The sequence below is a fragment of the Tepidimonas alkaliphilus genome (assembly GCF_007556595.1).
In the GTDB taxonomy this organism is placed as follows: Bacteria; Pseudomonadota; Gammaproteobacteria; order Burkholderiales; family Burkholderiaceae_C; genus Tepidimonas; species Tepidimonas alkaliphila.
On the sequence record NZ_VJNB01000008.1, the window covers coordinates 60,817 to 84,756 of the forward strand.

Sequence of the window (23,940 nt, forward strand, 5' to 3'; positions counted from 1 at the left end):
CGGCTGCACCATTTAGGCTTTGTGGCGGACGTAGCTGGACTCTGCATCAAAAATTTTAGGCCCAACATTTATCGTTGAGAAAATCTCCGCCACGCCGCCGGCGGCGCCAGCACCGCGGCGATCGCCGCCATCACGCACACCACCGCCACGCCGCCGGTCCAGCGCGGCCATTCGCCGGCGATGACGGTGGCGCGGGCGGTGCCGATCAGCGGCACCATCATCATGCTCATCGCGCGGGTGGCCGGCGGCAGGTGCCGCGCCAGCGAAAACCAGATGATCTGCGCAAAGCCGTCGTTCATGAACACGCCGTAGGCGAGCAGCCCCCACATGCGCGGGCTGAAGCGCCCGCGCGGCCACGGCTCGAACGCGGCGGCCAGCAGCGCCCCGCCGGTCATCGTCACGGCGTGAAAGGACAGCGGCGAGAGCTCCTGCAGCGACAGCTTCATCACCGGCCCGTTGACGCCCCACATCAGGGTCAGCGCCACCTGGCCCAGCGTCTGGGCACGCGTCAGCAGCGCGCGGCGGGCCGTCGGTCAGACCGCCACCGGCGCCTTGATCGGCGGGTGGTGGCGGTAATCGACGAACTCGAAGTCCTCGAACTCGTAGTCAAACAGCGTCGGCGGCCGGCGGCGGATGCGCAGCTCCGGGTAAGGGTAGGGCTCGCGCGCGAGCTGTAGCTGCACCTGCTCGACGTGGTTGTGGTAGATGTGGCAGTCGCCGCCGGTCCAGATGAATTCGCCCGGCTGCAGGTCGCACTGCTGCGCCACCATGTGCGTCAGCAGCGCGTAGCTGGCGATGTTGAACGGCACGCCGAGGAACACGTCGGCGCTGCGCTGGTAGAGCTGGCAGCTCAGCCGCCCGTCGGCGACGTAGAACTGAAACAGCGCGTGGCACGGCGCCAGCGCCATGCGCGGCAGGTCGGCGACGTTCCAGGCGCTGACGATCAAGCGGCGGCTGTCGGGGTTGGTGCGGATTTGCTGCACCACTTCGGCCAACTGGTCGATGTGGCCGCCGTCGGGGGTGGGCCAGCGGCGCCACTGCACGCCGTAAATCGGCCCCAAGTCGCCGTCCTCGCGCGCCCACTCGTCCCAGATCGTCACGCCGCGTTCTTGCAGCCAGCGCGCGTTGCTGTCGCCGCGCAAAAACCACAGCAGTTCATACACGATGGACTTGACGTGCAGCTTCTTGGTGGTGACGAGCGGAAAGCCCTCCGCCAGGTCAAAGCGCATCTGGTAGCCGAACACGCTGCGGGTGCCCACGCCGGTGCGATCGGTCTTCGGCGTGCCGTGCTCGAAGACGTGGCGCATGAAATCTTCGTATTGGCGGCGGATGGGACGGGCGGTCATGGCGGCGCGGTGGCAAACCCGGCTGGAGCCGGGTGTCGAAAAGCCCTCTTGGCCCTTGTTTGAACCAAAATCGAGATTCTAGGCAAGTAGCTTGCCGGGGTTGAACAGGTTGGCGGGGTCGAGCGCGCGCTTGACGGCGCGCATCAGGTCCAGCGCCACCGCGTCCTGGTAGCGCGGCAGGATGCGGGCCTTCAGCGCCCCGATGCCGTGCTCGGCGCTGATCGAGCCGCCGTGGCGCTGCACCGCGTCGTAAACCAGTTCGTGGATGCGCGCCTCGTGCTCGCGCAGGAAGGCGGCGGCATTCGCACCTTCGGGGCATTGGACGTTGAAGTGCAGGTTGCCATCGCCCAAGTGGCCGAAATTGACCAGCCGCACGCCCGGCACCGCCCGCGCGAGCTCGGCCTCGGCCTCGGCGCAGAAGGCGGGGATGCGCGACACCGGCAGGCTGATGTCGTGCTTGACGTTGAGCCCCTCCTCGGCCTGTGCGAGCGGGATGCTCTCGCGGATGTGCCACAGCGTGCGCGCCTGCGCCAGGCTTTCCGCCACCACGGCATCCGCCGCGCAGCCGTCCTCCAGTGCTTGCTCCAGCACCGCCTCCAGCCGCGCGCGCGCGTGCGCCTCGCCTTCGGCGTCGCTGGTCTCCAGCAGCACGGCATAGGGCGCCACGCCCGCCAGCGGTACCGCCAGTTGGGGGAAGTGCCGCCGCACCAGCGCCAGCGCGAAGGCGTTCATGACCTCGAAGCCGGTCAGCGCCGGCCCGAGCCCCCGCTGCGCCACGCCCAGCAGCGCCACCGTGGCGGCCAGATCGGGCACCGCGGCCCAGGCGGTCAGCTGCGCCGCCGGGCGCGGCACGAGCTTGAGCACCGCCGCGGTGATGATGCCCAGCGTCCCTTCGCTGCCGATGAACAGGTGGCGCAGGTCATAGCCGGTGTTGTCCTTGCGCAGGCCGCGCAGGCTGTTCCAGATGCGGCCGTCGGCGGTGACGACCTCCAGCCCCAGGCACAGGTCGCGCGCGTTGCCAAAGCGCAGCACCTGCGTGCCGCCGGCGTTGGTGGCCAGGTTGCCGCCAATCGTGCAGCTGCCCTCGGCCGCCAGGCTCAGCGGCAGCCACAGCCCGGCGGCCTCGGCGGCCTGCTGCGCGGCCTGCAGCACGCAGCCGGCCTCCACGGTCAGCGTCAGGTTGGCCTCGTCCAGTGCGCGGATGCGGTTGAGCCGCGCGGTGCTCAGCACCACCTGGGTGCCGCTGGCATCCGGCACGCCGCCCAGCACCAGCCCGGTGTTGCCGCCCTGCGGCACGATCGGCGCGCCGTGCGCCGCGCAGGCGCGCACTACGGCGGCGACCTCGTCCGTGCTGCCGGGGCGTACCACCGCCAGCGCCCGACCGCGGTGGCGGCGGCGCCAGTCGCGCTCCCACGGTTCCAGATCCACGTCAGCGGCAGTGAGCACGTGCGCCGAACCGACGGCGGCGCGCAGCGCCGCCAACAGCGCGTCGTGGCCGGCTGGCGAGCTCATGGCGCGCCCCCTTCAAAAGGCTCCGCGGCCGGCGCGGCCTGTCGGGCCCGCGCCGCGCGCAGGCGCAGCCGCACGTGTGCGGCGCTGGCGGCGAACAACAGCATGCACAGCGCGGTCTGCCCCCACGCCAGCGCGGCCGACAGGCCCGCCTCGTTGAGTCCGCGCACCAGCCCCTCGGCCACGTACGGCCACACCAGCAGGCTCATCCAGCGGTAGGTGTAAAGCCGCTGTTTCAGCAGCCCGGCCAGCGGCAGCGTCAGCGGCAGCACCTTCAGCGCCCACCACGATCCGCCCGGGCGCAGCGGCGCCAGCCACAGCTCCCACGCCAGCCCGAGCGCGATCAGCGCCAGCAGCGCCGCCACCGCCACCGCGCGCGTGCGCCCGGCTGCGGCGCGCACCGCGGCGTCGGGGGCGGCGCGGGCGGCTTCGGCAGGGGCGGGCACGGCGCGTTCGATCATCGGCTGGCATGATAACGGCATGGTCAAGACAGCAGCCCCCGCGTGGACCGCGCGCCTGCGGCGCGGCTGGGCGGCGCTGCGTGCCTTTCCATGGCGCACCACGTGGCTGACGCTGCGCGAGCGCTTCGCGCAGGATCGGCTGGCGGTGGCCGCCGGCAGCCTGACGTTCACGACCACCATTTCCCTTGTGCCGCTGGTGACGGTGGCGCTGGCGGTGTTCGCGCTGTTTCCGGCGTTCGGCGCGATGGAGCAGCGCGTGCAGCGCTGGATGGTGGAGGCGCTGGTGCCGCCGCACATCGCGCGCCAAGTTGGCCACTATCTTTGGCAGTTTGCCAGCCAGGCCGGCAAGATCGGCCTGGGCGGGGCGATCGTGCTGCTGGTCACCGCCCTGGCGCTCGTGCTGACGATCGACCGCCAGCTCAACGACATCTGGCGCGTGCCGCGGCTGCGGCCGCTGGCGCAGCGGGTGCTGGTGTACTGGGCGGTGCTGACGCTGGCGCCGCTGGTGCTGGCGCTGATGCTGAGCGCGAGTTCCTACGCGCTGTCGGTGTCGCGCGGCTGGCTGCCGGCAGCGCACCAGGGCGTGCGCTGGGCGCTAGATGCGGCCGGGTTTGCCGCCCTGGCGCTGGGCATGGCGGCGCTGTACCGCTACGTGCCCAACGCCCAGGTGCGGCTGCGCCATGCGCTCGTCGGCGGGGTGTTCGTCGCGCTGGCGTTCGAGCTGGCGCAGCAGGCGCTGGCGTGGTACCTGCGCACGGTGCCGACCTACTCGGCGGTGTACGGGACGTTCGCCACCGTGCCGATCCTGCTGGTGTGGCTGTACCTGGTGTGGCTGATCGTGCTGCTGGGGGCGGTGATCGTGGCCTACCTGCCGTTCCTGCTGGCGGGGGTGGCGCGCCGCGGCGGCACGCCGGGTTGGCCGTTCCAGCTGGCGCTGGAGCTGCTGGCGGAGCTGCAGGCCAGCCGCGCCGGCGCGCGCCCGGGGCTGGCGCTGGAGGCGCTGGCGCGGCGGCTGCGCGTCGATCCGCTGCACCTGCAGCAGCCGCTGCGCGCGCTGCAGGCGCTGGGCTGGGTCGGGCGCCTGAGCGACGAGGAGGGCCGCTGGGTGCTGCTGGTCGATCTGCGCGAGCGCCGGCTGGCGGAGCTGGCGCGCGTGCTGTGGCTGGCGCAGGAAGAGGCCACCGTCGGCGTCTGGCGCGCGCTGCCGCTGGAGGCCACCTCGGTGGCGGCGGTGCTGCCGCCGCCGCGGCGCTCGCCGCCGGCCTAGCGCGGCATGCGCCGCACCGGCGCCAGTGCGTCCAGCGGCTGCGGCTGGCCGACGTGGTAGCCCTGCGCGAAGTCCACGCCCAGCTCGCGCACGCGCTGCAGGATCGCCTCCGACGACACGTACTCCGCCACCGTGCGCAGCCCCATCACGTGGCCGATGGCGTTGATCGCCTGCACCATCGCCAGGTCGATCGGGTCGCTCTCGATGTCCTTGACGAAGCTGCCGTCGATCTTGAGGAAGTCCACCGGCAGGTTCTTCAGGTAGGCGAACGACGACAGCCCGCTGCCGAAGTCATCCAGCGCGAACAGGCAGCCCAGGCGCTTGACCTCGCCGATGAAGTGCGCAACCGTCGAAAGGCTTGCCATCGCCGCGGTCTCGGTGATCTCGAAGCACACCGTGCCAGGCGGCAGTTGCATCGACTGCAGCAGCGCCTGCAGGTCCTGGCGGAAGCGCTCGTCCGACAGCGACGCGCCCGACAGGTTGATGGCGTAGAGGCCCTCCAGCCGCCCCTGCTGGCGCAGCCGGTCGCTGAGCCACGCCAGCGTGTTGCGCACCACCCACTGGTCGATGCGCGGCATCAGGCCGTAGCGCTCCGCCGCCGGCAGAAAGGCGCCGGGCTGGATCAGCCGGCCGTCTTCCTCCAGCCGCACCAGGATCTCGACGTGCGGCGCGCCGCCGTCGCCGTGCAGCGGCACGATTGGCTGGGCGTAGAGGCGCAGCCGGTCCTCGTCCAGCGCCGCCTGCAGCCGCGCCACCCACTGCATCTGGCCCTGCCGCTCCAGCAGCTGGCGATCATCGGGCTGATAGACGTGGATGCGGTTGCGCCCGGCCTCCTTGGCGGCGTAGCAGGCCGCATCGGCCGCCGCGAGCAGCGGGCCAGGCTCGCGCTCCAGCGGGCCGATCGGCACCATGCCGATCGACACCCCGATCGCGAACGACCGCTCGCCCCAGGCGAAGCGGAAGTCGGCGATCGCCTCGCGGATGCGCTGCACCACCGGCAGCGCGTGCTCGGCGTCGCAGCCCTGCAGGATCAGGCCGAACTCGTCGCCGCCCAGCCGCGCCAGCGTGTCGGCGCTGCGCAGCAGGTTGCGGATCAGCTGCGTCACCTGCCGCAGCAGCTCGTCGCCGGCCACGTGCCCGCAGGTGTCGTTGACGACCTTGAACTGGTCCAGGTCCAGGTAGCACAGCACGTGCCGCGTCTGATCCGGGCGCGACAGCAGCTCGGTCAGACGCCGCTCGAACTCGCGCCGGTTCGGCACGCCGGTCAGCGCGTCGTGCGTGGCCTGGTGGCTGAGCTCGCGCGCCAGGTTCAGCGTCACCGTCACGTCGTGGAACACCAGCACCGCGCCGAGCAGGAAGCCGTCGCGGCTGCGGATCGGCGCGGCGGTGTCCAGCACCGGGATGCGTTCGCCGTCGCGGCGCAGCAGCAGCGCGTGCTCGCGCCGCGGCGCCGGCGTCTTGCCGTGCAGCACCTCGCGCACCGGATTCGGCAGCGGCTCTCCGCCGCCTTCGTCCAGCAGGCGGTAGACGGTGGTGACCGGCTGCCCGCGCGCCTGGTGCGCCGGCCAGCCGGTCAGGCGCGCGGCCACGGGGTTCAGGTACTGGATCAGCCCGGCCTCGTCGGTGGTGATGACGCCGTCGCCGATCGAGGCCAGCGTCACCTGCGCCAGGTCGCGCTCGCGCTGCAGTTGCAGCTCGACCTGCTTGCGGTCGGAAATGTCGCGCAGCACCGCTGAATAGAGCGTGCGCCCGTCCTGGTGGAAGTCGTCGATCGACAGCTCGTAGAACGTGCGCGCGCCGCCGCGCGCCATGCGCAGCTCCAGCGTCGTGCCGGGCCGTGTCAGCCGCTCCAGCGGTGGGGGGTTGGCGTGGCCGGCGCGGCGCAGCACCTCCGGCAGCGGCCGGCCCAGCGCCTCGCCGGCCGGCACGCCCAGCAGCTGCTCGGCGCCTGGGTTGAGGCTCAGCAGCGTGCCGTCCGGCTCGAAGGTCAGCAGGCCGTCGCGCATCTCGCGCACCAGCGCCAGCGTGCGCTGCGTGGCCGCCTGCAGCGCGGCGATCACCCGGTTGTAAGCGCGCGCGATCTGGCCGACTTCGGTGAAGTCCTCCTCCGGCACGCGGGCGCTGAGGTCGCCGCTGCGGCGCTGCGCCTCCATTGCGTCGAGCAGCTCGATCAGCTCGGTGCGCGCGCCGTGCTCGGCGACGTTGAGGCCGCCGCGCTCCTCGTCGGGCGTGACGCGCAGGTCGCGGTCGCGCACCAGCCACAGGAACAGCGCGGTGGCCAGCGCGCACCACAGCCCGCAGACGACGATGCCGAGCAGCTGCACCCCCACCTGCGCGCTGCGGTCGAGTCCCGTGCCCAGCGCCGCCGGGTCGCCCAGCAGCCCCACCGCCAGCGTGCCCCAGGCGCCGGCGGCCAGGTGCGCCGGGATCGCGCCGACCGCGTCGTCGATGCGCCGGCGCAGCAGCCACTCGTTGGCCGCGGCCATCGCCAGCGCCCCCACCGCCCCGACCAGCAGCGCCGCCGGCGCCGACAGCGCGTGCGCCCCGGCCGTGACCGCCACCAGCCCGGCGATCAGGCCGTTGATCAGGTACAGCACCTCGAAGTAGCCGTGCAGCCAGCGCCCGACCCACAGCCCGGCCACCGCACCGGCCGCGGCGGCCAGCGTGGTGTGCAGCAGCACGCCCGGCACGCGCGCATCGAACGCCAGCGTGCTGCCGCCGTTGAAGCCGAGCCAGCCGAAGAACAGCAGCAGCGCCCCCAGCATCGCCAGCGGCAGGTTGCCGGCCGGGATCACCGGCGGCGGGCCGTCGGCGGGAAAGCGCCCGCTCCTTGGCCCCATGCGCATCACCACCAGCAGCGCCACCCAGCCGCCGACGCTGTGCACGACGGTGGAGCCGGCGAAGTCCACGAAGCCCAGCTCCGCGAGCCAGCCGCGTGTACCGTCATCCCACGCGCCGCCCCAGGCCCAGTGGCCGAACACCGGGTACACCACCAGCGACACCCAGGCCGACAGCGCCAGATAGGCGCCGAAGCGCATGCGCTCGGCCACCGCGCCGGAGACGATGGTGGCCGCGGTGGCGCAGAACATGATCTGGAACAGCACGAAGCCGAGCAGCCGCGGCTCGTCCGGCAGTTGGCCCGCGAGGCCGAACAGGCCGGTGCCGATCCAGCCCGCCATGCTCGGGCCGAACATCAGGCCGAAGCCCACCGCCCAGAACAGCAGCGCCGCCACCGCGAAGTCCGACAGGTTCTTGGCCGCGACGTTGATCGAGTTCTTGGTGCGCGTCAGCCCCGACTCCAGGCACAGAAAGCCGGCCTGCATCACGAAGACCAGGCCCGCGCACAGCAGCACCCACAGCAGATCGACGATGGCCGACATCGGTGTCCCCTCCAGCGGGGAGGCGACGCCCCCCGATGGGGGATGGGAGCAAAACGTGTGCCGGGCGCCGCGAGCCGAAAAAGGCGAGGTGCACCGCGCGGTCGATGGCCACGCACCCATCCGGTGCACCGGTCTGGTGCGCCCGGGGTGCCGAGCCGTGTCAGCCGGACGACTTCTTCAGGCCGGCAGCGCCTGCATCCGTCCCAGGAAGGCGCGCAGCGCATCGAGCACGCCGTCCGGGGCCTCGGTCATCAGGGCGTGGCCCGCCGGCAGCCGCACCACCTCCACCGGCACGCCGGCGGCGCGCGCGCCGTCGATCAGCGGCTGCGCGGCCTTCGGCGGCGTCATCGGGTCGCGCGTGCCGAGGATGAACTGCACCGGGCAGGCCAGTCGCCGCGCGGCGGCCTCGCCGTCTTGATACGTGTCGCAGGCCATCAAGCCCCGGTGCAACACGTTGACGCGCGGGTTGCTCGCCAGCACGCGGCGCATCAGCGCGCGCAAGGCTCCGTAGGACCATGCGCCGGGGCCGAGCGCCGACGGCGGTGGCGCCAGGGTCGAGTGGCTGAACACGTTGACCATCGCGATGGCTTTCTCGGGCGCGTTCAGCGACGCGTCCAACAGCGCGGGCGACACCCGCATCGGACAGGCGGTGCCAACCAGCGCCAGGTGCGAGACCCGCTGCGGCGCGTCGGCCGCCACCTGCAGCGCGATCAGCGAGCCGAAGCTGTGGCCCGCCAGCGCCGCGCGCTCCACGCCCAGCGCGTCCAGCAGCCCGAGCACCGCACACGCGCCGTCGGCGACGCAGGCCGGCGGCTCGCCGCCGCTGCGGCCATGACCCGGCAGGTCGATGGCCAGCACGTTGAAGCCGTGATGCGCCAGGTAGCGGCTCTGCAGGATCCAGACGCTGTGGTCGTTGAGCACGCCGTGAATGAACACCACCGTTGGGCGGGCAGGGTCGAAGGGGCAACCGCCAGTGTAGGCGTAGAGAGGGGCGCCGTGAACATCGATCCGCATGGTCAGGGCTCCCCGGGGTCAGGCGGCTTTTTCGGCGGCCTTGAAGGCGCGCTTGAGGTCGTCGATCAGGTCGTCGGCGTCTTCCAACCCAACCGACAGGCGGATGGTGCCCGGCCCGATGCCGGCGGCGGCCAGCGCTTCGTCGCTGAGGCGGGCGTGCGTGGCGCTGGCCGGATGCAGCGCGCCGCTGCGGCTGTGGCCGACATGGGCATGGTGAAGAAAAAGCTTGAGCGCTTCGACAAAGGCGCGGCCCTGCGCGCGCCCGCCCTTGAGTTCGAAGCTGAACACGCTGCCGGCGCCGCGCGGCAGCAGCCGTTGCGCAAGCCGATGGCTCGGGTGGTCCGGCATCAGCGGATGGCGCACACGCGCCACCCGCGGGTGCGCCGCCAGAAATTCCACCACCCGCTCGGTGTTGGCCATGTGGCGCGCCATGCGCAGCGGCAGCGTCTCGATGCCCTGCAGGATCAGCCACGCGGTGTGCGGGCTCAGGCAGGCGCCAAAGTCGCGCAGCCCCACGTGGCGCGCGCGCAAGGCCCATGCTCCAACCGTCGCAACCTCGGTGTATGCCTGGCCGTCGAAACTCGCGTCCGGCTCGGTCAGCTCCGCGAAGCGCCCGTCGCGCGCGTGCGCGGCCTCCCAATCGAACGCGCCGCCATCGACCAGCAGCCCACCCATCGCCGCGCCGTGGCCGCTGAGCAATTCAGCTGCCGAGTGCAGCACCAAGTCAGCCCCCAGCGACAGCGGCTGGACGAGCCACGGCGTCGTCAGCGTCGAGTCCACCAGCAGCGGCACGCCTGCGGCGTGCGCGATGTCGGCCACCGCGGGGATGTCCAGCGCATCCGCTCCCCATTGGCTGAGCGTTTCGGCGAAGAACAGGCGGGTGTGGGGCCGCACCGCCGCGCGCCAGGCGTCCAGGTCGCCCGGCGGCACGAAGGTGGTCTCGATGCCCAAGCGCGGCAGCGCCTGCTGCAGCAAGCTGCGACGGCTCCCCCCGATTGCATCAGAGGCGACGATGTGGCCGCCCGCGCCCATCAGCGTGACGATGGCCAGATGCAGCGCCGCCGGCCCGCTGGCGGTGGCCAGACCGGCGATGCCGCCTTCCAGCGCGGCCACGCGCTGTTCCAGCGCCGCGGTGGTCGGGTTGCTGAGGTGGCCGTCCGCGTGGCCGGCGCGCTCCAGGTTGAGCAGCGACGCAGCATGATCGGCTGATTTGAAGACGAACGCCGTCGTCGGGTGGATCGGTACCGCGCATGCGCCGGTGACAGGGTCAGGGGCGGCGCCGGCGTGCAGCGCCAGGGTGGTCAGGCCAGGATCGGCGTAACCGGGCATGGTGTCTCCTTGTCGGGTGGTCTATAGTAGCCGCACCGCCTGCGCCGGCGGCAAGCACCCCCGAGACAACAGGAGTCCCACGATGAAAGTCCGCGAAATCCTGCGCGTCAAGGGCGGCACGCTCTACACCGTGTCGCCGGACGAAAAGCTCACCTGCGCGGTGGAGACGATGGCGCAGTTTGACATCGGCTCGCTGGCGGTCATGGAGCACGGTCAGCTTGTCGGTATGCTGACCTTTCGCGAGGTGATCGCAACGCTGGCGCGTCAGGGTGGGGTGCTGGGGGAACGGACGGTGCGCTCCGTGATGGACGACCACCCCATCACCTGCACGCCTGAAACGGAGCTCGACCAGGTGCGCCCGATGATGCTGGAGCACCACACGCGCTACATGCCGGTGCTGGACGGCGGGGTGCTGATGGGGGTCATCAGCTTCTATGACGTCGCCAAGGCGGTGGTGGAAATGCAAAGCTTCGAAAACCGGCTGTTGAAAGCTTACATCCGCGATTGGCCGGACGAGGAAGCGGCGGCGCGTCCACAGGCCGCGGCTGCAGCCGGTGGCGCCGTCTGAGCCACGGTGGGCGGCGACGGGGCGCTCAACCTGCTGGCCGGGCTGCTGGGCGGCGTCGGCCTGTTCCTCATGGGCATGGAGCTCATGACGGAGGGGCTGCGCCTGGCCGCCGGCCCGGCGCTGGAACGGATCCTGGCTGCCTCCACCGCCACGCGGCTGCGGGGCCTGGCCGCCGGCGTGCTGGTGACGGCGCTGGTGCAGTCCTCCAGCGCCGTCACGGTGGCCACGATCGGCTTCGTCAACGCCGGGCTGCTGACGCTGGGCGGGGCGCTGTGGGTGCTGTTCGGCGCCAACGTCGGCACCACGATGACCGGCTGGATCGTCGCGGTGCTGGGTTTCGGCTTCAAGATCGACGCGCTGGCGCTGCCGCTGATCGGGCTGGGCGTGGCCTTGCGCTTGAGCGGCGCCGGCACGCGCCGCGGGGCGCTGGGCACCGCGCTGGCGGGCTTCGGTCTGCTGTTCTTCGGCATCGAGGTGCTGAAGGACGCCTTCGACGGCGTGGCGCGGCGCATCGAGCTGCCCGCCGGCACCGGCTGGACGATGGTGCTGGCGCAGCTGGCCATCGGCCTGGTGCTGACGGTGCTGATGCAGAGCTCCAGCGCCTCGCTGACGGTGGCGCTCAGCGCCGCGCAGGCCGGCCTGATCAGCGCGCAGGGGGCGGCGGCGGTGGTGATCGGCGCCAACGTCGGCACCACCGTCACCGCCGTCATCGCGGCGCTGGGCGCCACCGCCAACGCGCGCCGCGCCGCCAGCGCGCACGTGCTGTTCAACGTCATCACCGGCGTGGTGGCGCTGGCGCTGCTGCCGTGGCTGGTGCGCTGGCTGCTCGAGTTCAAGCAGGCGCTGGGCCTGCAGCCTTCGCCGGCGCTGACGGTGGCGCTGTTCCACACCACGTTCAACGTGCTGGGCGTGGTGCTGATGTGGCCGCTGGCGGGGCGGCTGACCGCGTGGCTGCAGCAGCGCTTCCGCCGCGCCGAGGAGGACGAGGCGCGCCCGCGCCACCTGGACCCGACGGTGCTGACGGTGCCGGTGCTGGCGCTGGACGCGCTGCGGCGCGAGCTGGCGCGGCTGCGGGGGCTGGCGGCGCGCGCGCTGCGCACCGTGCTGGAGCTGCCGGCGCTGGGCGGCGGCGCTGGCGCCGACGAGGCCGCGGCGCAGGCGCGTCTGGCCAGTGCGCACGACGTGGCGCGCGGGCTGGCGCGCGCGGTGGCCGACTTCATCGTGCGGCTGCAGCGCACCGAGCTTGGCGCCGACAGCGCCGCACGCCTGCCGGACCTGCTGCGCGTGGCGCGCTACGCCGAGGTGGCGGTGGAGCAGGCCGAAGAGGCCGCCGAGGCATTGGCCCCGTGGCCGCAGCCGGTGCAGGGTGTGCCGCAACTGGAGCTGGCGGCCTTCCGCCAGCGCGCGCTGGCGCTGCTGGCCCCGCTGGAGGCCGCGGCGGACCCCGCCGCCGGCGCTGCGGCGCTGGAGGCGGCGCTGACCGAGGCAGAGGACGCCTACGCCGTGCTGAAGGCGGCGCTTTTGCACGCCGGCGCGCGCGGCGAGTTGGCGCTGGACGCCATGGACGCCTGGCTGCGCGCCTGCAGCGAGCTGCGCCGCGGCCTGCAGCAGATCGCCAAGGCGCAGCGGCTGGCCGCGCAGGCCGGCGCCGCCGCTGCGGGATAATGCCGCGCATGAGCGGCAACACCCTGGGCACCCTGTTTCGCGTCACCAACTTCGGCGAGTCGCACGGGCCGGCGATCGGCTGCGTCATCGACGGCTGCCCGCCGGGCCTGGAGCTGTCGGAGGCCGACATCCAGCCCGAGCTCGACCGCCGCCGCCCGGGCCGCAGCAAGTTCGTCACCCAGCGGCAGGAGGCCGACCGCGTGCAGATCCTGAGCGGCGTCTATGAAGGCCGCACGACCGGCGCGCCAATCGCGCTGCTGATCGCCAACACCGATCAGCGCAGCAAGGACTACGCCGACATCGCGCAGACCTTCCGACCGGGGCATGCCGACTACACCTACTGGCACAAGTATGGCATCCGCGACCCGCGCGGCGGCGGGCGCTCCTCCGCGCGCCTGACCGCGCCGACCGTGGCCGCCGGGGCGGTGGCGCGCAAGTGGCTGCGGCAGCGCTACGGCACCGTCGTGCGCGGCTGCCTGCTGCAGATCGGCACGGTGCAGGTGCCGTTTGAGGACTGGGCGCACGTGGACGCCAACCCATTCTTCGCCCCGTCGGCGGACGTCTCGGCGCTGGAGGCGTACCTGACCGAGATCCGCAAGGCCGGCGATTCGGTCGGCGCGCGGCTGCGCGTGGTGGCCAGTGGCGTGCCGGTGGGGCTGGGCGCGCCGATCTACGACCGGCTCGACGCCGACATCGCGCACGCGTTGATGGGGCTCAACGCCGTCAAGGGCGTGGAGATCGGCGACGGCTTCGCCTGCGTGGCGCAACGCGGCAGCGAGCACGGCGACGCCATCACGCCGCAGGGCTTTGCCTCCAACCACACCGGCGGCGTGCTCGGCGGCCTCAGCACCGGGCAGGACATCGTCGTCACGCTGGCGATCAAGCCAACCAGCTCGATCCTCGTGCCGCGGCCGTCGATCGACACCGCCGGCCAGCCGGTCGAGGTCGTCACCAGGGGACGGCACGACCCCTGCGTCGGCATCCGCGCGGTGCCGATCGCCGAGGCGCTGCTGGCGCTGGTGCTGATGGACCACGCGCTGCGCCACCGCGCCCAGTGCGGCGACGTGCGCGTGCAGCCCGGGCCGGTGCCGGCGCAGGCCCCGCAGGCATGACGAGCGCCCCGCCTGGCGGCGCAGCGCCGCCGCTGTGGCCGTTTGCGGCGCTGTCGGCGGGCTACTTCGCGCACATCGGCTTCTTCAACCCCTACCTGCCGCTGTGGCTGCAGCAGCTCGGCTACGGCCTGTGGGCGATCGGGCTGCTCACCGCGCTGCAGTCGGCCACGCGGGTGTTCGCGCCGTACCTGTGGGCGTGGCTGAGCGACCGCCACGGCGACCCGCTGCGCTGGCTGCGCTGGTGCGCGCTGGCGGGGCTCGTCCTGACGCTGGGGCTGGCGTGGCAGCCGGCGCCGTGGTGGCTGCCGCTCGTTTTGTTGCTGCTGTTCACCCACACCAGCGGCATGATGCCGCTGTCGGAGGCGGCGCTGGCGCACGCGGTCAGCCGCCACGGTGGCTTCGACGCCGCGCGCTACGGGCGCATCCGGCTGTGGGGGTCGCTGGGCTTTCTGGTGACGGTGCTGCTGGCCGGCGCGTGGTTCGAGCGCCACGGCCTGGCCAGCTTTCCGCTGTGGGCCAGCGCGACGCTGCTGCTGGTGGTGCTGGCGGTGGCGCGGCTGCCGGCGCTCGGGCCGCTGCCGGCGCTGGGCTCGGGGGCCGCGGGGCAGGGCGTAGCCGCGCGGCTGCGCCAGCCGGTGGTGGCGTGGTTCTTCGCCGCGCTGTTCTTCCACGTGCTGGCGCACGTGTTCCTCTACGTGTTTTTCTCGCTGCACCTGGACGCCGCCGGCTGGAGCAAGGGCGTCATCGGGCTGCTGTGGGCCACGGCGGTGGGGGTGGAGATCGCCTGGTTCTTCACGCAGGGGCGCTGGCTGCCGCGGCTGTCGGACGGGCAGTGGCTGCTGCTGGCGGCGCTGCTGGCGGCGCTGCGCATGGGCGCCACCGCCTGGGGGGCTGGTTCACTGGTCTGGCTGGTGCTGGCGCAGGCCGCGCACGCGATCACGTTCGCCGCGCACCACACGGTGTGCATCGGCTTCGTCAACCGGCACTTCGAGGGCCGGCTGCGCGCGCGCGGCCAGGCGCTGTATTCGGTGATCGGCTACGGGCTGGCCGGCGTGACGGCGGGGGCCGCCGGCGGCTGGATCAGCGCGCGCTTCGGCTTGCCGGCGGTGTTCGTCGCGGCGCTCGTCTCGGCATTGCTGGCGGCCGCTTGCGCGTGGCGGCTGCGCCGCCACGAGACGGCGCGCCCGGCCTGAGCCGTGCCGCCACCCCGTGGCCGCGCGGGCCTCAGCGCCCGAACGGCGCCACGCCGAACAGCGCCGCGTGCAGCCAGAACGCGAACGCCGCCCACGCCACCACGCCCGCCACCAGCGTGGCCACCGTCGCCGCCGGCGAGACGACGTGGCGCGGATCCGGCTCGGTGTCGGGGGTGTCGTCTTCGCTCTCGCCGTCGGCGGCTGCCGGCGGGCCCTCGCCGCGGCGCCGCGCGGCGCGGTAGTCAAACACCGCCCACACCAGAAAGCCGCCGAACAGCAGCAGGTCCGCCAGCGTGCCGTTGGCCAGCAGGTGCGCGAACGCCCACAGCTTGACGCCCAGCACCATCGGGTGGCGCAGCCGCACCTTCAGCCCGTTGCCCGGCACGTAGGCCGCCACCAGCAGCACGAAGGCCAGCAGCGTCAGCAGCGCGGCGGCGTGGCGCGCGGCCAGCGGCGGATCCCACAGCACCACCGGCGCCTGCCGCGCCAGCGCGTAGCCCCAGGCCAGCAGCGCCAGCCCGGCGAGCGAGGCCAGCGACACCGCCGCCTTCCATGCCCCCAGCCCCACGCGGTCGATGACCTGCGCGCGCCAGTCGTCGGCGACGATGCGCACCGAATGCACGCCCAGGAAGACGATCAACCCCAGCACCAGCCACTGCATCGCGACGCTCCCGCGGCGCCCCATGCGCCGCATGCGTTCATCATAGCGGCGGACGGCGGGGGGCTATGACTTGCATAGGCAAAAACGACCACCGCGGGGGATCGGGCGGCGTACACTGACGTCGATCGGAAGCTGAAAGTAAATAGCCAAGTGCTATGAAAGAGGTTTCCGGTCGCGATCCCGTCCCGACGAAAGGAGCCCCACGATGAACGCCCCCCAGCGCACCGCCACCGGCGGCTGCCCGTTCCACCACGGATCGGCCACCACCCAGCAGCCGGCCCAGCAACCCACCGCCCGCTGGCCCAACGCCCTCAACCTCGACATCCTGCACCAGCACGACGTCAAGACCAACCCGCTGCCGGGCTTTGCCTACCGGCAGGCGGTGCGCACGCTGGACGTGGCGGCGCTCAAGGCCGACCTGCGCCGCCTGATGACCGACAGCCAGCCGTGGTGGCCGGCCGACTACGGCCACTACGGCGGCCTGTTCATCCGCATGGCCTGGCACGCCGCCGGCTCCTACCGCGCAGCCGATGGCCGCGGCGGCGCCAACACCGGCAACCAGCGCTTCGCGCCGCTGAACTCCTGGCCCGACAACGCCAACCTCGACAAGGCGCGCCGGCTGCTGTGGCCGATCAAGAAGAAATACGGCAACAAGATCAGCTGGGCCGACCTGATGATCCTGGCCGGCAACGTCGCCTATGAGTCGATGGGCCTGAAGACCTACGGCTTTGCCTTCGGGCGCGAGGACATCTGGCACCCGGAAAAGGACGTGTACTGGGGCTCGGAGGCGCAGTGGCTGGCCCCCAGCGAGCAGCGCTACGCCGACGTGGAGCGCCCCGAGACGCTGGAAAACCCGCTGGCGGCGGTGCAGATGGGACTCATCTACGTCAACCCGGAAGGCGTCAACGGCCAGCCCGACCCTCTCAAGACCGCCCTGCACGTGCGCGAGACCTTCGCCCGCATGGGTATGAACGACGAGGAGACGGTGGCGCTGACCGCCGGCGGCCACACCGTCGGCAAGGCGCACGGCAACGGCCGTGCCGAGCGGCTCGGCCCGGCGCCGGAGGGCGCGCCGATCGAGGAGCAGGGCCTGGGCTGGATGAACCACGCGACGCGCGGCATCGGCCGCGACACCGTCACCAGCGGCATCGAGGGCGCCTGGACGACGAACCCGACGCGCTGGGACAACGGCTATTTCGAGCTGCTGTTCGGCTACGAGTGGGAGCTGGCCAAGAGCCCGGCTGGCGCCTGGCAGTGGCAGCCCATCGGCATCCGCCCGGAGCACATGCCGCCCGACCCCGAGGATCCGACGCGGCGCACGCTGCCGATCATGACGGATGCCGACATGGCGCTGAAGATGGACCCCATCTACCGCCCGATCGCCGAGCGCTTCTGGAAGGATCACGCCTACTTTTCCGAGGTGTTCGCGCGCGCCTGGTTCAAGCTGACGCACCGCGACATGGGGCCGCGCACGCGCTGGATCGGCCCGGAAGTGCCGAAGGAAGACCTGATCTGGCAGGATCCGGTGCCGCCGGGGCCGAAGGACTGGGACATCGGCGCGGTCAAGGCGCGCATCCGCGCCAGTGGCCTGACCGTCGGCGAGCTGGTGGCCACCGCGTGGGACAGCGCGCGCACCTTCCGCGGCTCGGACTACCGGGGCGGCGCCAACGGCGCGCGCATCCGGCTGGCGCCGCAGCGCGGCTGGCACGCCAACGAACCGGCGCGGCTGGAGAAGGTGCTGGCGGTGCTGGAGCCGATCGCGCAGCAGTATGGCGCAAGCGTCGCCGACGTGATCGTGCTGGCCGGCAACGTCGGCGTCGAAATGGCGGCCGAGGCCGCCGGCGTGCCGCTGGAGGTGCCGTTCCACCCCGGCCGCGGCGACGCCACGCAAGAGTGGACCGACGTCGCGTCGTTCAAATGGCTGGAGCCGGTGGCCGACGGTTTTCGCAACTACCTGAAGCAGGACTTCGCCGTCGCGCCGGAGGAGCTGCTGCTCGACCGCGCGCAGCTGCTGGGCCTCACCGCCGTGGAGATGACGGTGCTGGTTGGCGGCCTGCGGGTGCTGGGGGCCAACTTCGGCGGCAGCGCCGACGGCGTCTTCACCGAGCGCGTCGGCGTGCTCAGCAACGATTTCTTCGTCACGCTGACCGACATGGCCTATGCGTGGCGGCCCGTCGGCCCCAACCGCTACGAGCTGGTCGAGCGCGCCAGCGGCCGCGTGCGCCACACCGCCACGCGCGTCGATCTGGTGTTCGGCTCCAACTCCATCCTGCGCGCCTACGCCGAGGTCTATGCGCAGGACGACGCGCGCGAGAAGTTCGTGCGCGACTTCGTCGCCGCCTGGGTCAAGGTGATGGAGGCCGACCGCTACGATCTGCGGCCATGAGCCGCAGCGCCGGGATGCCTTCGACGCCGGCCGCCGCGCGGCCCCGCGCGGCGCGGTAGGATGGCGCGATGAGCTTGCCGCCTCGCTTTCCTCATTTCCGTCAGCCGCCGGTGCTGGCCCGCGCGCTGGCGTGGGTGCTGGCCGCCGGCGCCTGGGCGGCGTGGTGGCAGGGGCCGCCGGCGTGGTGGGCGCCGCTGGCGTGGGCGCTGGCGCCGGCGCTGACGCTGGCGGCGCTGGCCGCCGCGCCCGCCTGGTGGCAGCGGCGACCCTACCGTGTCGCGGTGGCGCTGGCGCTGATGCTGGCGGCGCTGCTGGCGCTGGCGTGGGCGGCGCTGCTGCCGCGCCTCGTGCCGCGCACCGTGCTCGATCCCTGGCAGCTGGCCGCGGCGGCCGCCTTCACCGTAGCGGCGCTGCTCGGCTACCTCGACTGGCACCACCACCGTCTGTCGCCGGCGCTGGCGCAGGCGCGGCTGCAGGCGCTGCAAAGCCGCATGCGACCGCACTTTCTGTTCAACAGTTTGAACAGCGTGCTGGCGCTGATCCGCCGCGATCCGGCGCGCGCCGAGGCGCTGCTGGAGGATTTGGCCGAGCTCTACCGCGCCCTGCTGGCCGAGCCGCGCACGCTGGTGTCGCTGGCCGACGAGTTGGCGCTGGCGCGCACCTACTTGGCGGTGGAGCAGGTGCGGCTGGGCGAGCGCCTGCATCAGGCATGGCACGTCGACACCGCCCCGGCCGACGCGCTGCTGCCGCCGCTGACGGTGCAGCCGCTGGTGGAAAACGCCATCCGCCACGGCGTGGAGCCGCGCCCGCAAGGGGCGTGCGTCACGGTGGAGGCGTTCCGCGACGACGACCACCTGGTGCTGTTCGTGCGCAACCCGCTGCCGCCAACTGGAGCCGCCACGCGCGGCAACGGGCTGGCGCTCACCAACCTTCGCGAGCGGCTGGCGCTGCTCTACGGCGGCGCCGCGCGCCTGCGCACCTACGAGTCGGAGGGCGAGTTCGTCGCCCAGGTGCGGCTGCCGATCCGCGCCGGCGCCGACGCGGGGGTCAGCCCCGCACCTCGTCGATCAGCGACCTGAAGGCGTCCACGTCCTCGAAGCTGCGATAAACGCTGGCAAAGCGCACGTAGGCCACCTGGTCGAGCTCGCGCAGCTCCTGCATCACCCATTCGCCCAACTGCTGCGACGGCACCTCGCGCGCGCCGTCGGCCAGCAGCCGCTCCTCGATGCGGGCGATGGCGGCGTCCAGCCGTTCGGTGCTGACCGGGCGCTTGCGCAGCGCCAGCGCCAGGCTCGCGCGCAGCTTGGCCGCGTCGTAATCGACCCGGCGGCCGTCCTTCTTGACCACCTGCGGAAACGTCACCTCGGCGCGCTCGTAGGTGGTGAAGCGCCGGTCGCACGCGCCGCAGCGGCGGCGCCGGCGCACGAACACCCCGTCGTCGGACTCGCGCGTCTCCACCACCTGGGTGTCGGCGTGTCCGCAGAAGGGGCACTTCATCGCATCACCCGTAGACGGGGAAGCGCCGCGTCAGCTCCGCCACCTGCGCACGCACGCGCTCGATGGTGGCCGGGTTGCGCGGATCGTCCAGCACGTCGGCGATCAGGTTGGCGGTCTGGCGCGCCTCGGCCTCGGTGAAGCCGCGCGTGGTCATGGCCGGCGTGCCCAGCCGGATGCCGCTCGTGACCATCGGCTTTTCCGGGTCGTTCGGGATCGCGTTCTTGTTGACCGTGATGTGCGCCTGGCCGAGCACCGCCTCGGCTTCCTTGCCGGTGATGCCCTTGGCGCGCAGGTCCACCAGCATCACGTGGCTTTCGGTGCGGCCGCTGACGATGCGCAGGCCGCGCTGCTGCAGCGTCTCGGCCATCGCCTGGGCGTTCCTGACCACCTGCTGCTGGTAGGCCTTGAACGCGGGGCTGAGCGCCTCCTTGAACGCCACCGCCTTGGCGGCGATCACGTGCATCAGCGGGCCGCCCTGCAGGCCGGGGAAGACGGCGCTGTTGATCGCCTTCTCGTGCTCGGCCTTCATCAGGATGATGCCGCCGCGCGGGCCGCGCAGGCTCTTGTGCGTGGTGGAGGTGACCACGTCCGCGTGCGGCACCGGGTTCGGGTACACCCCGGCGGCGATCAGGCCGGCGTAGTGCGCCATGTCCACCATGAAGATCGCGCCGACCTCGCGCGCCACGCGCCCGATGCGCTCGAAGTCGATGCGCAGGCTGTAGGCGCTGGCGCCGGCGATGATCAGCCTGGGCCGGTGCGCGCGCGCCTTGGCCTCCAGCGCCTCGTAGTCGATCTCCTCGCGGTCGTTCAGGCCATAGGAGACGACGTTGAACCACTTGCCCGACATGTTCAGCGCCATGCCGTGCGTCAGGTGGCCGCCCTCGGCCAGGCTCATGCCCATGATGGTGTCGCCGGGCTTCAGGAACGCGAGGAACACCGCCTCGTTGGCGCTGGCGCCGCAGTGCGGCTGCACGTTGGCGGCCTCGGCGCCGAAGAGCTGCTTGAGCCGGTCGATGGCCAGCTGCTCGACCACGTCCACGTGCTCGCAGCCGCCGTAGTAGCGCTTACCCGGGTAGCCCTCGGCGTACTTGTTGGTCAGCTGCGTGCCCTGCGCGGCCATCACCGCCGGCGAGGCGTAGTTTTCGCTGGCGATCAGCTCGATGTGGGCTTCCTGGCGGGCGTTTTCGGCCTGGATGGCGGCCCAAAGCTCGGGGTCGGTTTGCTCGATGAGGATGTGGCGACTGAACATGATGGCGCAGGACTCGAACGCAAAAGCTCGCCTTGGGACCAAAGCCATGCTGATCGCAGGTGGCAAGTCCACGCGAGCTGCCCAGGCGAACGGCTAGATGGCTGCGGCGTTGACCGCACGCTGCGCGCTTCCCCGTGGTGATCCACGTCGGCTCACCCGAAGGCGGCAACGCCATGACGCGGTGAGCCTATCGCCAGTTGCACGCCAACCCATTCTATCAACAAGGTCAGGATGGCTGCTGCGCTGTATCGCTACTGGAAGGTTGCGCGCGGGCTTCCACCGAGGCGTCCTGCGCTGGGGGCGGCGTCAGCGCCGGAATCGGCACCACCGCGTTGAACGGCACGCGCTGGCCCGCCGCCACGCGCTTGAGTCGCTCCTTCTCGCTCAGAACACGGCTGATGTAGTCGGAGGCATCCACCGTGATCGCGCCGACATACAAGCGCAGCCCCCCGGGCACCGAGCCGCCGGCGCGCGCAATCGACTCGCGCAGCACTTGCGCGCCGACGCGCAGGTTGCTCACCGGGTCAAAAGCCGCCTGCGGGCCGCCATGAGGCTCAAATTTGTCCAAATGAGCGCGCGTCAGCACCTGCATCAAGCCTTGGGCTCCCCAGGGGCTGGCCGCCAAGGGGTTGAAGCGCGACTCCTGCGCCATGACCGCCAGCAGCAATGCCGGCTCCACCCCCAGCTGACGCCCCACGGCGTGCGCTTCCGCCACCAAAACGGCCAGCGGTTCAGCCGCGACCCGGTATTTGCGCGCCAGCCAATCGGCCATGCGAGCCTGCTCCGGCGGCAGCTTGCCGGACGTTTCCGTGGCAGAACGCCCGGGGTCGTCCGAGCCTGTTTCGGCGCCCTCATCGGCGTCGCCTTGCCGCTGCAACAGCCATGTGGTGACGGCCTGCTCCACATCGGCGCGCAGCGAAGGGTGCCCTGCCAACAGCAGGGCCAGCGCCACCGTCAACGCGCCCACAGCGGACATGCTGCCGTGCAGCGTCCGCCAGGCACGCCGCCACGCCTCGTGCCAGCCGGGGGCTGCAGGCGCGGCGGCATGGGTCGGATCGGTGCATGCCTTCATGCCGTAGCTCCTTTCGTCAACGCCAAGCCGAGCGCAGTGCACGCTGCTTTTTGTGAGTGAGTATTCGTGTTTTCCCGAATGGTGTGGCGTGCGAACAACGGGCTGCGCTGGCAACGGGGCGCGATCGTAGGGTTCACTTCATGCTAAGTCAAGACTTTTGAAGATTATTTTTATAACTAAAAGATGTTTTTTGTGAAGGATGGCGATGGCGCTTCGGGTGAAAGTTTATTCTTTTCGATGTTTAAGTTTTTAAAGATTAAAAAATTCAATCATAAGAAATGCGTATTTTGATAGATAAACGAACGCTGTTTGGGCGTTAGGGTCGCTTAAGCTCACGCGGCGCAACGGCGTCACGCCGCCGCGGGCAACTTTCGCGTCAAGTTCAGGTGATCGCTGCGGGTGAACTCGCAGTCGCCGTCACGCAGTCGCCGTCACCGCGGCTGCTTTCGCACAGGGCTTAGCCTTCTCGAGTGCGGATCCTGCGTCGATGGGGCGCAGCTTGGCGGGGGGGCTTGGTTGGCGCGCCCTGCGACGCTGAGGTCAGCTAGGGCTTAGCGTGCCGTGGCGCGCCGCTGTACCTCGGCCAGATAGGTGGCGCCATCGGGTGGGCGTCCGCTGGTCTGGCTTTCCCAAATCATGCGACCCAGGCACTCCATCACCTCGTGATGGGCTTGATGCAGGTCGCCATGGCGCGCGGCCAGCAATTCCACGGCTTGCCGAATGCCGGGCGGCTGGTCGATCGAGCACTGCTCGCTGATCGACAAATGCATCGAAAGGTGCAAAAACGGGTTGTCGCGGGCAGGATCCGCCGCCTGCATGCGTGCCAGCGCCGTCTCCAAGTCAGCGAGCTGGGCGTGATATTCCGGATGCAGCTCGATCCAGCGCCACGCCAGCAGCTCCAGCGGCTCCATTGGCAGGCCCTGGCGGCCCTTGGCGTAGGCGCCGCAAAAAAACCGGCGCACATCGGCTTGGCTTGGAGGCAGCATGCCCCCGATTGTCGCGCAGCTTGGAAAAATTCAGGTCGGAGGCTGGGGCGGGGGCGCGGCGCCTGCAAAACCTTGCTGCCGCCAGGCTTCGAACACGGTGATCGCCACCGCGTTGGACAAGTTGAGGCTGCGTTGTCCTGGCCGCATCGGCAAGCGCAGCCGCTGGGCCTCGGGCCAGCGCTGCAGCAGCGCCGCAGGCAGGCCGCGCGACTCCGAGCCAAACACCAGCCAGTCGCCGGGCGCAAACGCCACCTCGTGCACGTGGCGTTGCCCGCGCGTGGTCAACGCCCACAGCCGGCTGGCGGCCGGTCGTTTCGCCAGCAACAGCGCTTCCCAGCTGGCATGTCGGCGCACGTCGGCGTATTCGTGGTAGTCCAGCCCGGCCCGCCGCAACAATTTGTCATCCATTGAAAAGCCCAGCGGCTCCACCAGGTGCAGCGTGCAGCCGGTGTTGGCGCACAAGCGGATGACGTTGCCGGTGTTGGGAGGGATTTCCGGCGCAACCAGCACCACATGAAACATGGCGCGCGATTATGCGCCGTGCTCCGGCGCTGGGGTGCGGGCCAGCACCAGCGCGCGGACGCTGGCGGCGCCTGCTTGCAGCAAGGCCGCGCAGGCGGCGCGCAAGGTGGTGCCAGTGGTCATGACGTCGTCCACCACCACCAGGTGTCGCCCCCGCACCCAGCGTTGAGCCGAAGGAGCCAATTGGAACAGTTGCGTTTCCCACTGGCGTCGGCTGACGGCATCCAAATAATGCAGCACAGGCGCTTGCGCAGCTCGCCGCAGGACTTGGGCCTGAGCCGGGGGTGTGCGCGTGCGGCGCGCCAACGCTTGCATCAGGGACCAAGCCTGGTTGTGGCCGCGCTCAGCCAGTCGCTGAGGGCTCAATGGCACCGGCAGCCAGCCGTCGGCCTCTTGCAGCAAGGCCACGATGTGCGGGTCATCCAGCCACAAGCGCGCTAATGCATCCGCCCAACCCCAACCGTGGGGCGTTTTCAGTTTCAGGATGCAGCGACGCCACGGTTCGCGGTAATCCAGTCGCGCATGCGCCTGTTGCCACGGTGGAGATGACGCCTGGCGACAGGTGTCGCAGAGCTCAAGCCCTGGCGGCAGCGGCAGCGCGCAGCTAGGGCAGCGCGGCACGAGTGGAGCCAGGTCACGGTGGCAATCGGGGCAGATGGGGCCGTGCGGCCCGTCCCCGCAAAGCTCACAGCGCGCGGGCAACCTTGAGCGCCAATCGAGGGA

Annotated in this window: 21 protein-coding genes and 1 riboswitch; of the genes, 7 read left to right on the top strand and 14 right to left on the bottom strand. The window is 71.4% G+C overall.

Annotation, left to right across the window (positions count from 1 at the left end; all coding sequences use genetic code 11):
• Nucleotides 1–68 precede the first annotated feature (68 nt).
• The 4 genes from Talka_RS08370 to Talka_RS08385 all read right to left on the bottom strand — a co-directional run bounded on the left by Talka_RS08370 (nt 69) and on the right by Talka_RS08385 (nt 3,316).
• Nucleotides 69–485, bottom strand: coding sequence for a DMT family transporter (locus Talka_RS08370; RefSeq protein WP_246100629.1), 417 nt, complete (start codon nt 483–485; stop codon nt 69–71).
• A gap of 48 nt (nt 486–533) precedes the next feature.
• Nucleotides 534–1,346, bottom strand: coding sequence for a thymidylate synthase (locus tag Talka_RS08375; RefSeq protein WP_143890667.1), 813 nt, complete (start codon nt 1,344–1,346; stop codon nt 534–536).
• Nucleotides 1,347–1,424: 78 nt separating this feature from the next.
• Complete coding sequence (locus tag Talka_RS08380) at nt 1,425–2,858, bottom strand: FAD-binding oxidoreductase (RefSeq protein ID WP_143890668.1); 1,434 nt, start codon at nt 2,856–2,858, stop codon at nt 1,425–1,427.
• Nucleotides 2,855–3,316: a DUF2069 domain-containing protein gene (locus Talka_RS08385; protein WP_143890669.1), complete on the bottom strand. Its 462-nt coding sequence runs from the start codon at nt 3,314–3,316 to the stop codon at nt 2,855–2,857. Before Talka_RS08385 ends, Talka_RS08380 begins: the two co-directional genes overlap by 4 nt.
• Before the next feature lie 19 nt (nt 3,317–3,335).
• Here Talka_RS08385 and Talka_RS08390 point away from each other — a divergent pair, with 19 nt between their 5' ends.
• Entirely contained in the window at nt 3,336–4,583 is a 1,248-nt protein-coding gene (locus tag Talka_RS08390; protein WP_143890670.1) for a YihY family inner membrane protein, read from the top strand.
• Here Talka_RS08390 and amt read toward each other — a convergent pair.
• The 3 genes from amt to Talka_RS08405 all read right to left on the bottom strand — a co-directional run bounded on the left by amt (nt 4,580) and on the right by Talka_RS08405 (nt 10,306).
• Entirely contained in the window at nt 4,580–7,963 is a 3,384-nt protein-coding gene (gene amt / locus Talka_RS08395) for an ammonium transporter (RefSeq protein WP_143890671.1), read from the bottom strand. The two genes, Talka_RS08390 and amt, sit on opposite strands and share 4 nt — an antisense overlap.
• A gap of 177 nt (nt 7,964–8,140) precedes the next feature.
• The gene (locus Talka_RS08400) at nt 8,141–8,977 is read right to left on the bottom strand and encodes an alpha/beta fold hydrolase (RefSeq protein WP_143890672.1); all 837 of its coding nucleotides are present in this window, start codon (nt 8,975–8,977) and stop codon (nt 8,141–8,143) included.
• Nucleotides 8,978–8,995: 18 nt separating this feature from the next.
• Nucleotides 8,996–10,306 (bottom strand): O-acetylhomoserine aminocarboxypropyltransferase, encoded by a 1,311-nt coding sequence (locus tag Talka_RS08405; protein ID WP_143890673.1) that lies wholly within the window; start codon nt 10,304–10,306, stop codon nt 8,996–8,998.
• Nucleotides 10,307–10,388: 82 nt separating this feature from the next.
• Here Talka_RS08405 and Talka_RS08410 point away from each other — a divergent pair, with 82 nt between their 5' ends.
• From Talka_RS08410 to Talka_RS08425, 4 genes are read left to right on the top strand one after another with little or no spacing between them, the layout of a single operon-like run.
• Complete coding sequence (locus Talka_RS08410; protein WP_143890674.1) at nt 10,389–10,874, top strand: CBS domain-containing protein; 486 nt, start codon at nt 10,389–10,391, stop codon at nt 10,872–10,874.
• A 6-nt stretch (nt 10,875–10,880) separates the two neighbouring features.
• The gene (locus Talka_RS08415) at nt 10,881–12,539 is read left to right on the top strand and encodes a Na/Pi cotransporter family protein (RefSeq protein ID WP_246100630.1); all 1,659 of its coding nucleotides are present in this window, start codon (nt 10,881–10,883) and stop codon (nt 12,537–12,539) included.
• Between the two features lie 8 nt (nt 12,540–12,547).
• Nucleotides 12,548–13,651, top strand: coding sequence for a chorismate synthase (gene aroC / locus Talka_RS08420; protein ID WP_143890675.1), 1,104 nt, complete (start codon nt 12,548–12,550; stop codon nt 13,649–13,651).
• Nucleotides 13,648–14,844 carry an MFS transporter gene (locus tag Talka_RS08425; protein WP_143890676.1) on the top strand — a complete coding sequence of 399 codons (1,197 nt, stop codon included), beginning with the start codon at nt 13,648–13,650 and terminating at the stop codon, nt 14,842–14,844. Before aroC ends, Talka_RS08425 begins: the two co-directional genes overlap by 4 nt.
• A 31-nt stretch (nt 14,845–14,875) precedes the next feature.
• Here the strand turns inward: Talka_RS08425 and Talka_RS08430 are convergent, their stop codons facing one another.
• The gene (locus tag Talka_RS08430; protein ID WP_143890677.1) at nt 14,876–15,505 is read right to left on the bottom strand and encodes an NnrU family protein; all 630 of its coding nucleotides are present in this window, start codon (nt 15,503–15,505) and stop codon (nt 14,876–14,878) included.
• Between the two features lie 205 nt (nt 15,506–15,710).
• Between Talka_RS08430 and katG the strand changes: the two genes are divergently transcribed.
• On the top strand, nt 15,711–17,891 hold the full coding sequence (katG, locus tag Talka_RS08435; RefSeq protein ID WP_143890678.1) for a catalase/peroxidase HPI: 2,181 nt from the start codon (nt 15,711–15,713) through the stop codon (nt 17,889–17,891).
• 68 nt (nt 17,892–17,959) lie between these two features.
• On the top strand, nt 17,960–18,970 hold the full coding sequence (locus Talka_RS08440; RefSeq protein ID WP_143890679.1) for a sensor histidine kinase: 1,011 nt from the start codon (nt 17,960–17,962) through the stop codon (nt 18,968–18,970).
• Here Talka_RS08440 and nrdR read toward each other — a convergent pair.
• From nrdR to Talka_RS11930, 6 genes are all read right to left on the bottom strand, one after another.
• A complete protein-coding gene (nrdR, locus tag Talka_RS08445) occupies nt 18,939–19,388 on the bottom strand; it encodes a transcriptional regulator NrdR (protein WP_143890680.1) in 450 nt (149 codons plus the stop codon). The genes Talka_RS08440 and nrdR overlap by 32 nt on opposite strands.
• A 4-nt stretch (nt 19,389–19,392) precedes the next feature.
• A complete protein-coding gene (glyA, locus tag Talka_RS08450) occupies nt 19,393–20,637 on the bottom strand; it encodes a serine hydroxymethyltransferase (protein ID WP_143890681.1) in 1,245 nt (414 codons plus the stop codon).
• Nucleotides 20,638–20,709: 72 nt separating this feature from the next.
• A riboswitch (ZMP/ZTP riboswitch) is annotated at nt 20,710–20,848 on the bottom strand.
• 15 nt (nt 20,849–20,863) lie between these two features.
• A complete protein-coding gene (locus Talka_RS08455) occupies nt 20,864–21,709 on the bottom strand; it encodes a lytic transglycosylase domain-containing protein (RefSeq protein WP_246100631.1) in 846 nt (281 codons plus the stop codon).
• Between the two features lie 551 nt (nt 21,710–22,260).
• Nucleotides 22,261–22,695 carry a DUF1841 family protein gene (locus Talka_RS08460; RefSeq protein ID WP_143890682.1) on the bottom strand — a complete coding sequence of 145 codons (435 nt, stop codon included), beginning with the start codon at nt 22,693–22,695 and terminating at the stop codon, nt 22,261–22,263.
• A gap of 30 nt (nt 22,696–22,725) precedes the next feature.
• The gene (trmL, locus tag Talka_RS08465) at nt 22,726–23,217 is read right to left on the bottom strand and encodes a tRNA (uridine(34)/cytosine(34)/5-carboxymethylaminomethyluridine(34)-2'-O)-methyltransferase TrmL (protein ID WP_143890683.1); all 492 of its coding nucleotides are present in this window, start codon (nt 23,215–23,217) and stop codon (nt 22,726–22,728) included.
• Between the two features lie 9 nt (nt 23,218–23,226).
• Nucleotides 23,227–23,649: a ComF family protein gene (locus Talka_RS11930; RefSeq protein ID WP_185970104.1), complete on the bottom strand. Its 423-nt coding sequence runs from the start codon at nt 23,647–23,649 to the stop codon at nt 23,227–23,229.
• Nucleotides 23,650–23,940 lie beyond the last annotated feature (291 nt).